Origin of the sequence: Allobosea sp. (assembly GCF_051860145.1) — a bacterium.
Lineage (GTDB): Bacteria > Pseudomonadota > Alphaproteobacteria > Rhizobiales > Beijerinckiaceae > Allobosea.
In genome coordinates this window covers 1-12,171 of record NZ_JBHYEM010000029.1, presented here as the reverse complement: position 1 = coordinate 12,171, position 12,171 = coordinate 1, and the positions used below count along the sequence as shown (strand labels likewise).

Below are 12,171 nucleotides of genomic sequence, written 5' to 3'. Positions count from 1 at the left end.
GCGCAGGCCGTTCAGTCGAATTTCAGCCCGGCCTTGCTGATGATGTCGGCATAGATGCCGACCTCGTCCTTGATCAGCTTGCCGAAGGGCTCGGCCGGCAAGTAGGCCGGCTCGCCGCCGAGCGTACGCAGTTTCTCCTGCACCGCCGGATCGGCGATGACGCGCTTCAAGGTGACGTTGAGCTTGTCGCCGATCGCCTTGTCCATCCCGGCAGGACCCGCGAGGCCGACCCAGGAATTGACCACGAATTGCGGGAAGCCGATCTCCTTCATCGTCGGAACGTCGGGAAAATCGGGGGAGCGGATCTCGTTCGTGGTGGCGAGCATGCGGATCTTGCCGGCCTTGGCGAGATCGCCGAGTTCGCCGCCGATCATCAGCGCGACATGGCCCGCGACGATGTCGTTCAGCGCCGGGCCGCTGCCGCGATAGGGGATGTGCTTGATCGGCGCACCCGATGCGATCCGCACCAGTTCGCCGGCAAGGTGGCTATAGGTGCCGATGCCGGAGGACGCGTAGCCCAGCGTTTCGGGCTTGGCCTTGGCGAGCGCGACCATCTCGGCGACGGTCTTGGCCGGCAGGCCCGGATAGGCGCCGATATAGGTGAATCCCTCGATCAGCCGCGCGACAGGCGTGAAATCCTTCACCGAGTCGTAGGGCAGCTTCTTGTCGACATTGGGCAGGATCGCCAGCACGCCGGCCGAGGAGAGCAGCAGCGTATGGCCGTCGGGCGCCGATTTGGCGACGAAATCGGCGCCGATGCTGCCGCCCGCGCCGGCCCGGCTCTCGACCAGGAAGGGCTGCCCCAGATCCTTGCTCAGCGCATCCGCCAGGATCCGCGCCACGGCCTCGACCCGCCCGCCGGGCGCGAAGGGAACGATCATCCTGACCGGCTTGACGGGATAGCTCTGCGCGATCGCGCTGCCTGCGCCGATCATGGCCATCGCCGCGGCAACGGCCATGATTCGTAATCTCCGGAACCTCATCACGTCCTCCCATGATTGCTTTTCGGCTCTGGCGGCCGCTAATAGTCATTAAGCTAGTAATATAACCTTTAGTGGTCAATCGGCTTTCGGGTACGATCCGGGCGGTGGAGAGCGAGCGAACCGGCCTGCACGGAGGCTGGGGCAATAGTATATATGATTGGTTCGAGATTCTCCGGCTCCGCCGGACGGCCATGAGCGCGCAGCGCGGAGGAGCATGATGAGCGAGACGGGCGTCCAAATCAGGAAGGCGGTGGATTTCAGCCGCAGCGCCGTCTCGCGCTATATCCAGCTCACCACCCTGTTCCGGCGCCGGATCGAATCCGGGCAATGGCCGGTCGGCCAGCAGATCCCGACGGTCGATGAGCTGGCGCTGGAATGCGGCGTCGCCCGCGCCACCATTCGCCAGGCGCTTGGCGTGCTCGAAGGCGAGCGCCTGATCGAGCGCTTCCGTGCCAAGGGCACCTTCGTCATCCGCCGCCCGCAGGAGGAACTCTGGTGCGAGGTCGGGACCGACTGGTCGGGCCTGCTGACGGCGACGCCGGGCGCGGTCATCGAGATCCTCTCCGACGAGACGGGCGCGCAGCCGCGCAGCCTGGTCCACCCGATCGGCGAGATCGCGCCCTCTTATCGGCACCTGCGGCGGCGGCACTGGCGTCATGACGCGCCCTATCTGCTCGCCGATGTCTTCATCGACGAGCGCCTGACCGGCCGCATTCCCGCGGAGGCGTATCGGACGAAATCGGCGCTGCGCCTCGTCCACGACATTCCAGGCCTCGACATCGTCGACGCGCGCCAGACCCTCACCATCGGCACGGCCGACATGGAAACCGCCGAGCTGCTCAAGACCCCGATCAACGCGCCGGTCGCGATGGTGCATCGCTCGGCGGTGGACCGCGACGGCAGGCTCGTCTTCGTCGGCGAGGGCATTTATCGCGGCGACGTCGTCCGCGTCGACATCAAGCTGAAATAAGCGCGGCGCCCGAGTTGATCGTGCGGGCGAAGTTGGGGCTCGACAAATTTGTAGCGCGATCATAAAAACCATATAACTAGTTCATTGCCCAATTCGGATCGTCGACGAGATGAAACTGCACTGGTCGCCGCGCTCGCCCTTCGTCCGCAAGGTGATGATCGTGGCGCGCGAGACGGGCCTGATCGACAGCATCGACTGCGTGCGCACGCGGGTGGCAATGGTCGAGCCTAATCTCGCCCTGCTGCCGGACAATCCCCTCAGCAAGATCCCGACGCTGGTGCTCGAGGACGGCTCGGCGATCTATGATTCCCGGGTCATCTGCGACTATCTCGACACGCTGCATAGCGGCCAGCGCCTGATCCCGTCCGAGCCCAAGGCGCGGCTTCAGGTTCTTTGCCGACAGGCCCTGGCCGACGGCTTCCTCGACGCGCTGCTGCTCTGGCGCAACGAGCGCGACCGGCCCGAGGAACGGCGCTCGCAGCCGCATCTTGCCGCCTTCCGCCTCAAGAAGGATGCCGTGCTCGACAGGCTGGAGCGCGACGTCGCGGGCTTTGCCGACCTGCCCTTCGATCTCGCCCATATCGCCACCGGCTGCACGCTCTCCTACATGGATTTCCGCTTTCCCGACGAGACCTGGCGCGACGGGCATCCCGCGCTCGCCAAGTGGCATGAAAGCTTCGAGGCGCGGCCCTCGGTTCTGGCGACGCCGGTGATCGATGGCTGAACCCGCCCCGCTGCCAAGGAACGCCTGACATGGCCGGCCCGCTCTCGCATATCCGCGTGCTCGATCTCAGCCGCATCATGGCCGGCCCCTGGGCCGGACAGATCCTGGCCGATCTCGGCGCCGACGTGATCAAGGTCGAGCGGCCCGGCGCCGGCGACGATACCAGGAGCTGGGGCCCGCCCTTCCTCAAGGACCGCGACGGCAACGAGACCAGGGACGCCGGCTATTTCCTCGCCGTCAATCGCGGCAAGCGCTCGATCACGCTCGATCTCGACAAGCCTGAAGGGCAAAACGTCGTCCGTGCCATCGCGGCGAGATCGGATATCGTGCTGGAGAATTTCAAGGTCGGCACGCTCGCCAAGTTCGGGCTCGACTATCAGAGCCTGAAGGCGGTCAACGAGCGGCTGATCTATTGCTCGATCACTGGCTTCGGCCAGACCGGGCCGAAGCGCGATCTCGCCGCCTACGACTTCATGATCCAGGCCATGGGCGGGCTGATGAGCGTCACTGGCGAGCCCGACGGCAAGCCCGGCGGCGGGCCAGAAAAGGTCGGCGTCCCGATCGTCGACATCATGAGCGGCATGTATGCGGCGATCGCGGTGCTCGGCGCCCTGGCGCGGCGCAGCGAGACCGGCAAAGGCGACTATGTCGATATCGCCATGCTCGACGTCCAGGTCGGCTTTCTCGCCAACCAGGCAATGAACTACCTGATCTCCGGCAAGCCACCGCGCCGCACCGGCAATGCCCATCCCAATATCCAGCCGCAGGACGTCTTCGCCTGCCGCGACGGCCATGTCGTACTCGTCGTCGGCAATGACGGGCAATTCGCCGCCTTCTGCAAGGCCGTCGGGCGCTCCGAATGGGCGAGCGACGAGCGCTTCGCCAGCAATGGCGGGCGAGTGCGCAACATCGCGATCCTGCGCCCGCTGATCGCCGAGATCTTCGCGACCCGCGACATGGCGGACTGGATCGCCACGCTGGAGGCGGCCGGCGTGCCTTGCGGGCCGATCAACACCGTGCCGATGGCGCTGGATGACGAGCAGGTCAGGCATCGCGGCATGCGCATCGATATCGCCCATCCCGTCGCCGGCAGCGTGCCGCAGGTCGCGAGCCCGATGCGCTTCAGCGAGGCCGGCCTCGTCTTCGACCGCGCCCCGCCGCTGCTCGGCCAGCACACCGACGAGATCCTCCGCGAGCTCGGCCTCGACGGAACCGACCATCAAGCCGCCGGCGCGGCCGCCTCAGCAGGAGCCTGACCTTGGCGCGTATTCCGCTTCCGACGCCCGAAACGATGACGCCTGAGCAAAGGCGCGTCTACGACACCGTCGTGTCCGGGCCGCGCGGCGTGCTGCGCGGCCCGCTGCTCGCGGCTCTGTACAGGCCGGAACTCGCCGATAAATGGCAGCAATTCGGCGAATTGCTGCGCTACCGCACCAGTCTGCCGCCGCGCCTGAGCGAGCTCGCCATCCTGGTCACCGCCCGGCGCTGGAACTGCCAGGTCGAATGGTACCTGCATGAGAGCGTCGCCCGCGAGGCCGGCCTGCCGGACGCCATCATCGCGGCGATCTCGCAGGGCAAGCGGCCGGACAAGGCCGAGCCGGACGAGTATGAGATCCACGACTACTGCGTCGAGCTGCAGGGCACCCGCACCGTCGGCGACGCCACCTATCAGCGTGTCCTCGATCGCTGGGGCGCGGTCGGCGTGGTCGAGCTCACCGCGCTTGTCGGCTACTACACCATGGTCGCGATGACCTTGAACGTGCACGAGATCCCATTGCCCGAAGGCGCGACGCCACCTTTGTCGCCATGCGCGGCATGAGCCCGGTGCCCGCGCCGCGCGAGCCGTCTGCGCCACGCCGGCCGCCGCCGGCGGGCGCGGTCGACAGCCACACCCATGTCTTCGGTCCCGACGAGCGCTTTCCGCCGGTCGGCCCGCAGAGCTACCCGCCTCCCCGCGCTCCCTACGAGGCCCATGCCGCGATGCTGGCGACGACCAGCCTGGCCCGCGGCGTCATCGTGCAGCCCGGCGTCTACAGCCAGGATTGCAGCGCCATCGTCGATGCGCTCGGTCGCTCCCGGGGTGCGTTGCGGGGCATCGGCGTCGCCGACGCGCTGACCGCCGATGCGACGCTCGAAACCTGGCACGAGGCCGGCATTCGCGGCCTGCGCTATGTCGAGGTGCCCGACCCCAGGACCGGCGGACGCTGGGCCGGCAGCGTCGGCCTCGACGATCTCGAGCGCATGGCGCCGCGCCTGAAGGCGCTCGGCTGGCATGCGCAGCTCTGGGCCGATTGCGAGCGGATCGTCGCCGCCGCGCCAATGTTGCGGCGGCTCGGGCTTCCGGTCGTGATCGACCATATGGGCCGTCTACAGGCGGGCAAGGGCGTCGATGATCCCGGTTTCCAGGGCCTGCTCGGACTGCTCGCTGAGGGGCTGGTCCGGGTCAAGCTCTCGCTCTGCCGGGTCTCGACCCAGAGGCCGGACTACGAGGACCTCCGCCCGTTCCACGACGCGCTGGTCGCGGCCAATCCGGACCAGCTCCTTTGGGGCTCGGACTGGCCGCATGTGAACATGGGCGAGGCCGCCCCCGATGTCGGCCATCTGCTCGACCTTTTCGACGACTGGATCGGCGATGACGCCTTGCGTCGGCGCATCCTGGTCGACAACCCCACCCGGTTGTTCGGATTTGCACCCGACTGACCAGCGCTACCCCCCCGGCCGAGCCCATCGCTTCAAGACGGAACCGAACATGAGTGACTTACTGGTCGAGACCCGGGGCAAGGTCGTCTGCGTCACGCTGAACCGGGCGCCCGTCAACGCGCTGACGATCGCGCTCTATGCGCAGATCGCCGACGTCTTCGAGGAGATCGGCAAGCGCACCGACGTGCATTGCGCGGTCTTCGGCGCGTCGGGCGCCAAGGCCTTTTGCGCCGGGCTCGACCTCAACGAGTTCATGGCGGCAAAGGTCGAGGACGACGAGGCCCGCGCCGCGGTCGTGCGCCGCACCTTCGCGGCCATTCGCCATTGCGCCATTCCGGTGATCGCCGCCGTCAACGGACCGGCGCTCGGCGCGGGCTGCGTCCTGACCTCGGTCTGCGACATCCGCGTCGCCTCGCCCAATGCCACCTTCGGCCTGCCGGAGATCAATGTCGGCCGCTGCGGCGGCACGGCGCATATGGGACGGCACGTTCCGCAGGGGCTGCTGCGCCGAATGTTCTTCACCGGCCAGCCGATCGGTGCGGAAGAAGCCCGGCAGGCCGGCTTCGTCGACCGGATCGTCCCGCTCACCGAGCTCGCCGGCGAGGCCATGGCGCTGGCCGAAATCATCGCGGCCAAATCCCCGCTCGGCCTGCGCATGGGCAAGGAGGCGCTCAACCGCGTCGAGTTCATGCCGGTGGAAGAGGGCTACGCCCTTGAACAAAGCTTCAGCACCCGCCTGCTACATACCGAGGACGCGCGCGAAGCGACGCGCGCCGCAATCGAGAAGCGCCAACCTGTCTTCAAGGGACGATGAGACCATGCTGAACCAGCGTATCGAGGGCCTGCGCGATTACCCCTTTCGCCGCCTCGCGGACCTGATCTCGGGCGCGACGCCCGCCTCCAACCGTCCACCGATCGACCTCGCCGTGGGGGAGCCCCGGCATCAGCCGCCGGCTTTCGTCGGTGACCTGATCGATGCACGCCGCGATAGCTGGAACCGCTATCCGCCGATCAACGGCACGCCGGAATTCCGCGCCGCCTGCGCCGCCTGGCTAACGCGCCGCTACAAGCTGCCGGCCGGAATGATCGATCCCGAGACCATGATCGCGCCGTCTGCCGGCTCGCGCGAATCGCTCTACATGGCGGCGACCATCGCGATCAATCCCGACGAGGCTGGCCCCAAGCCGCTCGCGCTGATGCCGAATCCGTTCTACCAGGTCTATGTCGGCGCCTCGGTGCTCGCCGGCGCCGAGCCGGTCTTCCTGGCCGCGACCAAGGCCTCCGGCTTCCTGCCCGATCTCGACGCGCTGACGCCCGAGATGCTCGACCGCACGCAGATCATGTATCTGTGCACACCGGCCAATCCGCAGGGTGCGGTCGCCGATTTCGCCTATCTCGAGCGGGCGCTGAAGCTCGCCCGCAAGCATGATTTCCTGCTCGTCTCGGACGAGTGCTATTCCGAGATCTATTCGACGGATGTCGCTCCGACCGGCTCGCTCGAGATCGCTGCCGCGCTTGGCGGCTCGCTCGACAATCTGCTGGTCTGCCACACGCTCTCGAAGCGCTCGAGCGCGCCCGGCCTGCGCTCCGGCTTCAGCGTCGGCTCGCCGCAGGCCATCAATCTGTTGAACCGCCTGCGCGCCTATAGCTGCGCCGCGACGCCCTTCCCCACCTCGGACGCCGCGACCGCATTGTGGAGCGACGAGAGCCATGTCGACGAAACGCGCGCGCTCTATCGCGCCAAGTTCGACATCGCCGAGCGCCTGCTCGCCGGCCGCTTCGATTTCTACCGGCCGCAGGGCGGCTTCTATCTCTGGCTCAATGTCGGGGACGGTGAGGTCGCGACGCGCAGGCTCTGGGCCGAGGGCGGCGTCAAGGTGCTGCCGGGCGCCTATCTGACGAAGCATGGCGAGGGTCCCAATCCGAGCCAGCCCTATATCCGGATCGCGCTGGTGACCGATCTCGCCTCCACCGAAGAGGCGCTGACGCGCGTCGCCGCATTGCTCTAAAGCACAAAGGTCAGTCTATTGACCTTTGTGGTCCGCGGCCATAGCATTGGTCCCGGATGGAACGAGCCAGGCGGCCCCGACGGGGCCGCCGGCCAGCCGCGCTGAAGGCTTCCCGAAAGACCGCCGATGGCCATCACCTACGAACTCGTGAAATCGGTCGCGGCGCAGCTCTACGAAGCGGCGCTGAAGAAGGTCCCCGAAGACACCAAGGATGCCCTGCGCCGCGCCCATGAGGCCGAGACCAAGGAGGTCTCGAAGAAGACCCTGGCCTTCATGCTGAAGAGCGCGATCAAGTCGGAAGAGAAGGACCATCTCGTCTGCTCGGATGCGGGCATTCCGGTCTATTTCGTCAAGCTCGGCAGCAATGCCCGGCTCGGTTTCGACATCAAGCAGGCGATCTCGGACGGGTTCGACCATCTCGTCGCGACGATCCAGCCGCCGATCCTGAAGCACGTCACCAACCCCCTGACCCTGGAGCGCGGCTACAAAGGCAAGGAGATGCCGATCACCACCTTCGACGTGATCGCCGGCGCCGACCATATCGACATCATGTGCTCGCCCAAGGCGCTCGGCTCCGGCCGCTGGGCGGCGCTCGAGATCTTCAGTTTCCCCTCGCTGGAGACGATCGAGACCTATGTCATGGACTGCGTGATGAAGGCGGGCTCGCAGCATTGTCCGCCGGTCGTCATCGGCATCGGCATTGGCGGCACCTTCGACTATGCCGCCAAGCTGGCGAAGGAGGCGACCTTGCGCCCGCTCGGCTCGGTCAATGCCGAGCCGATCCTCAAGGACATGGAGGAGCGCCTGACCAGGGCGGTCAACGCCACCGGCTTCGGGCCGATGGGGACCGGCGGCGACACCACGGCACTCGCCGTCCATGTGAACTACGCGGCGAGCCACGGCTTCGTCCCGGTCGCGGTCTGCTTCAATTGCTGGATCAACCGGCGCATGGGCGCGCGCATCGGGGCCGACGGCTCCGTCAGCCTCTACGAGTAGCCGCCATGGGGCAGACCTACACGCTGACCTTCCCGGTGCAGGAAGAGGACATCCGCAAGCTCGCGCTCGGCGACATGGTCTATCTCGACGGCGAGATCGTCATGACCGCCGGCCTGCCGACGCATCAGCGCATCATGAAATGCCTGGAGGACGGCACCGCGCTGCCGACCGACCTGACCCATGCCGGCTTCTTCCATCTCGGCAGCTACAACACCGAGGATGAGGGCGTCTTCGACGTGCTCTACCTCAACCCGACCACGAGCACCCGCTTCAACCCCTATATGCCGACGCTGATCCGCGCCTTCGGCCTGCGCGCCGTCGGCGGCAAGGGCGGGCTCGACGCCGCCTGCGCCCAGGCGATGAAGGAGGTCGGCTGCGTCTATCTCTCCTTCCTCGGCGGCGGCTGCACCGTGCTCTCGGAGGCGATCCGCGAGGTCGTCTCGGTGAGCTGGAACGACATGATCTCGCATTACCGCATCGTGAAATTGCGGGTCGAGCAGCTCGGGCCGCTGACCGTCGCGATCGATGCCCATGGCAACAGCCTCTACGACACGCTGCAGGCCGACGCCGAGAAGGCGATGCCGCGGATTCTCGACGATTTGCGCGCGGCTCGCGCCGCCTCGGTCAGCACGGACAAGCCATGATCTCTGCCCCCGATACGGTCCTCGTCGTCACGCCGGTGCCGAAGGACCTGCGCGACGCGCTGTCCACGGACTACCGCCTGCAGGATCATGCCCGCGCGGCCGACGGCGCCTGGCCACCCATGCCCGGCATCCATGTCGCGCTGACCACCAGCATGGCCGGCGCGGACGCCGCGCTGATGGACGCCCTGCCCGATCTCAGGCTGATCGCCTGCCAGGGCGTCGGCCTCGACAAGATAGACCTGAAGGCTGCCGAGGCGCGCGGGATCACCGTCGCGCATACGCCCGACGTGCTCACAGAGGACACCGCCGATTTCGCCATCGCGCTGATCTACGCGGTCTCGCGCAACATCGTCCGGGCCGACCAGTTCGTCCGCGCCGGGCGCTGGACCAGCGAGCGCATGGTTCCGTCGCGGCGCGTCTCGGGCAAGACCTGCGGCATCGTCGGGCTTGGCCGTATCGGCGAGACCGTGGCGGCCAAGGCCGCGGGATTGGGGCTCGACGTGCGCTATTCCGGACCGCGCGAGAAGCCGGGCGTGCCTTATCCCTTCGTCGCCGATGTCGCGGAGCTGGCGCGACAGTCCGATTTCCTCGTCCTGACCTGCCCCGGCGGCCCCGCGACGCAGAATCTCGTCGATGCGCATGTACTGGAGGCGCTCGGGCCCGACGGCATCCTGATCAATATCTCGCGCGGCTCCGTGGTCGATGAAGCCGCCCTGATCGCCGCGCTGAAGGATGGGCGCATCGCCGGCGCCGGCCTCGATGTCTTCGCCGTCGAGCCGCAGCTGAACGAGGCCTTTCTCGCCTTCGAGACCGTGGTGCTCCAGCCGCATTACGCCAGCATCACCTTCGAGACGCGCAAGGCGATCATCGCGCGGCTCCAAAGCGCCATCGCGGCGTCATTCAAGAAAACCAACGCCTAAAAAAACCAACGGGAGGATGTCATGACCAGGATTCTGCGCGGCGTCACGCTGGCGCTCGCCGCCACCTTGCCGGCATTGGCCGCCTCGGCCGGCACGCTCGACGACACCAAGGCGCGCGGCAGCGTCAATTGCGGCGTCAGCCCCGGCGTGCCCGGCTTCTCGCTGCCCGATGCGCAGGGCAAGTGGAACGGGCTCGATGTCGATATCTGCCGCGCCGTCGCAGCCGCGATCTTCAACGATGCGAGCAAGGTCAGCTTCACGCCGCTCAACCCGAAGGACCGCTTCGCCGCGCTCTCCTCGAAGCAGATCGACATCCTGGCCCGCCAGACCACCTGGACCCTCTCGCGCGAGACCACCGTCGGCCTCGATTTCGCGGCGATCAATTACTATGACGGCCAGGGCCTGCTGGTGCGCAAGGCGCTCAACGTCAAGTCGGCCAAGGAGCTCGGCGGCGCCTCGGTCTGCGTCCAGACCGGCAGCACGAGCGAGCTCAATCTCGCCGATTTCTTCCGCGCCAATGCCATCAAATACGAGCCGGTCGCCTTCAATGCCGGCGACGAGGCGGTGAAGGCCTTCGAGGCCGGCCGCTGCGACGTGTTCTCGACCGACGCCTCGGCGCTCTTCGCCTATCGCCTCAAGCTGAGCGACCCCGACGGCTTCGTCGTGCTGCCCGAGATCATCTCGAAGGAGCCGCTCGGCCCGGCGACCCGCAAGGGCGACGAGCAATGGTCGGATGTCGTCAAATGGGCGCATTACGCCATGGTCAATGCCGAGGAGCTCGGCCTCACCGCGCAGAATGTCGACGAGCAGCTCAAATCGGCCAATCCCGAGATCAAGCGCTTCCTCGGCGTCGACGGCAATCTCGGCGAGGGGCTGGGCCTGACCAAGGACTGGGCCTATCGCATCGTCAAGCTGGTCGGCAATTACGGCGAGTCCTACGAGGCCAATATGGGCTCGAAATCGCGGCTGGCGATCCCGCGCGGGCTGAACAATCTCTGGACCAAGGGCGGCCTGCAATACGCGCCGCCGCTGCGCTGAGCCACGGCGAACCCGCTGCGGATTTGGCGACGGCGCCATGTCCCGCCCGGCCTTTCGCGCGACCGTGGAATCGTGAACGATGCCGCGGTCGAGCATATAGGGAGATGGGCTGATGGCCGTTGCCAAGACCGCGCGCGGTGATGTCTACCGGACGCAGAACTGGAACCTGACCAAGCCCTCGGCGCGGGGCAGGAACGGCATCGTCGTCTCGCAGAATCGCGAGGCTGCCGAAGCCGGCGCAGCGATCCTGGAGGCTGGCGGCAATGCCGCCGACGCCGCCGTCGCGGCGACTTTCGCGCTCGCTGCGGTCGAGCCCTGGAATAGCGGGCTCGGCGGCATCGGCTTCGCCGTCGTCCTGAAGGCCGGCGAGACCCGGGCGCAGGTCGTCGATTTCGGCCCGGTCGCGCCGCATCGCGCCGATCCGGCGGAATATCCCCTCACCGGCGAGATGAAGAAGGACTTCTTCACCTGGCCGGAAGTGGTGGACGACCGCAATATCCACGGGCCGCTGTCCTTTTGCATTCCGTCCTCGGTCGCGGGCTATGCCAAGCTGAAGGAGCAATTCGGCACGAAGCTGCCGGTGGCGGAACTGCTCGCCCCCGCGATCGCGCTGGCCCGGCGCGGCTTGGCGCAGGATTGGTACACGACGCTCAAGATCGCCTCCTCGGCCTCGGTGCTGCGGCTCTACGAGGAGAGCGCGCGCGTCTACCTGCCGGGCGGCCTGCCGCCGGTTCCGCCCTATCAGGGCGTGCCGGGCTTCATGCGGCTCGGCAATCTCTCCGCCACGCTGGAGCATCTCGCCAAGGCGGGCCTGCGCGACTTCTATGACGGCGAGTTCGCCGCGCGCCTGGCCGCCGATATCAAGGCCGTCGGCGGCGTGGTCGATCGCGAGGACCTCGCCGGCTGCCAGGCGACGATCCGCTCGGCGCCGGTCATCGACTGGCGCGGCAGCCACCAGATCCATACCGCCGGTGGCTTGACCGCCGCCCCGACGCTCGCCGCCGTCATCGACGGCATGTCCTCCGTCGACCGGCCAACGGGGGGGCCCGACGCCGCCTGGTTCGCCAGGCTCTCGACCGTCATGCGCGAGGCCTATGCGCAGCGGCTCGCCGGGCTCGGCGCGGCGCAGACGGCGCCGGAGCCGGCCGATACCTGCACCACCCATCTCACCGTCGTCGATGGCGAGG

Annotated in this window: 13 protein-coding genes; 12 read left to right on the top strand and 1 reads right to left on the bottom strand. The window is 67.4% G+C overall.

Annotated features, from left to right (window positions below):
- Positions 1 to 11: 11 nt before the first annotated feature.
- Complete coding sequence (locus tag ACTIF2_RS25745) at positions 12 to 959, bottom strand: Bug family tripartite tricarboxylate transporter substrate binding protein (RefSeq protein ID WP_439499987.1); 948 nt, start codon at positions 957 to 959, stop codon at positions 12 to 14.
- Between the two features lie 241 nt (positions 960 to 1,200).
- Here ACTIF2_RS25745 and ACTIF2_RS25740 point away from each other — a divergent pair, with 241 nt between their 5' ends.
- From ACTIF2_RS25740 to ACTIF2_RS25685, 12 genes are all read left to right on the top strand, one after another.
- A complete protein-coding gene (locus tag ACTIF2_RS25740) occupies positions 1,201 to 1,953 on the top strand; it encodes a GntR family transcriptional regulator (RefSeq protein WP_439499986.1) in 753 nt (250 codons plus the stop codon).
- A 109-nt stretch (positions 1,954 to 2,062) separates the two neighbouring features.
- On the top strand, positions 2,063 to 2,677 hold the full coding sequence (locus ACTIF2_RS25735) for a glutathione S-transferase (RefSeq protein WP_439499985.1): 615 nt from the start codon (positions 2,063 to 2,065) through the stop codon (positions 2,675 to 2,677).
- Positions 2,678 to 2,706: 29 nt separating this feature from the next.
- Positions 2,707 to 3,933 (top strand): CaiB/BaiF CoA transferase family protein, encoded by a 1,227-nt coding sequence (locus ACTIF2_RS25730; RefSeq protein ID WP_439499984.1) that lies wholly within the window; start codon positions 2,707 to 2,709, stop codon positions 3,931 to 3,933.
- Between the two features lie 2 nt (positions 3,934 to 3,935).
- Positions 3,936 to 4,496 carry a carboxymuconolactone decarboxylase family protein gene (locus tag ACTIF2_RS25725; protein WP_439499983.1) on the top strand — a complete coding sequence of 187 codons (561 nt, stop codon included), beginning with the start codon at positions 3,936 to 3,938 and terminating at the stop codon, positions 4,494 to 4,496.
- Entirely contained in the window at positions 4,493 to 5,377 is an 885-nt protein-coding gene (locus ACTIF2_RS25720) for an amidohydrolase family protein (protein ID WP_439499982.1), read from the top strand. Before ACTIF2_RS25725 ends, ACTIF2_RS25720 begins: the two co-directional genes overlap by 4 nt.
- 49 nt (positions 5,378 to 5,426) lie before the next feature.
- The gene (locus tag ACTIF2_RS25715; protein WP_439499981.1) at positions 5,427 to 6,191 is read left to right on the top strand and encodes an enoyl-CoA hydratase-related protein; all 765 of its coding nucleotides are present in this window, start codon (positions 5,427 to 5,429) and stop codon (positions 6,189 to 6,191) included.
- A gap of 4 nt (positions 6,192 to 6,195) precedes the next feature.
- Complete coding sequence (locus ACTIF2_RS25710; RefSeq protein WP_439499980.1) at positions 6,196 to 7,386, top strand: aminotransferase class I/II-fold pyridoxal phosphate-dependent enzyme; 1,191 nt, start codon at positions 6,196 to 6,198, stop codon at positions 7,384 to 7,386.
- 126 nt (positions 7,387 to 7,512) lie between these two features.
- The gene (locus ACTIF2_RS25705) at positions 7,513 to 8,382 is read left to right on the top strand and encodes a fumarate hydratase (protein ID WP_439499979.1); all 870 of its coding nucleotides are present in this window, start codon (positions 7,513 to 7,515) and stop codon (positions 8,380 to 8,382) included.
- A gap of 5 nt (positions 8,383 to 8,387) precedes the next feature.
- Entirely contained in the window at positions 8,388 to 9,026 is a 639-nt protein-coding gene (locus tag ACTIF2_RS25700) for a fumarate hydratase C-terminal domain-containing protein (protein WP_439499978.1), read from the top strand.
- Positions 9,023 to 9,946, top strand: coding sequence for a 2-hydroxyacid dehydrogenase (locus ACTIF2_RS25695; protein ID WP_439499977.1), 924 nt, complete (start codon positions 9,023 to 9,025; stop codon positions 9,944 to 9,946). Before ACTIF2_RS25700 ends, ACTIF2_RS25695 begins: the two co-directional genes overlap by 4 nt.
- Positions 9,947 to 9,967: 21 nt before the next feature.
- Complete coding sequence (locus ACTIF2_RS25690; RefSeq protein ID WP_439499976.1) at positions 9,968 to 10,984, top strand: amino acid ABC transporter substrate-binding protein; 1,017 nt, start codon at positions 9,968 to 9,970, stop codon at positions 10,982 to 10,984.
- A 112-nt stretch (positions 10,985 to 11,096) separates the two neighbouring features.
- On the top strand, positions 11,097 to 12,171 hold a 1,075-nt coding region (locus ACTIF2_RS25685; protein ID WP_439499975.1), incomplete at its 3' end, for a gamma-glutamyltransferase.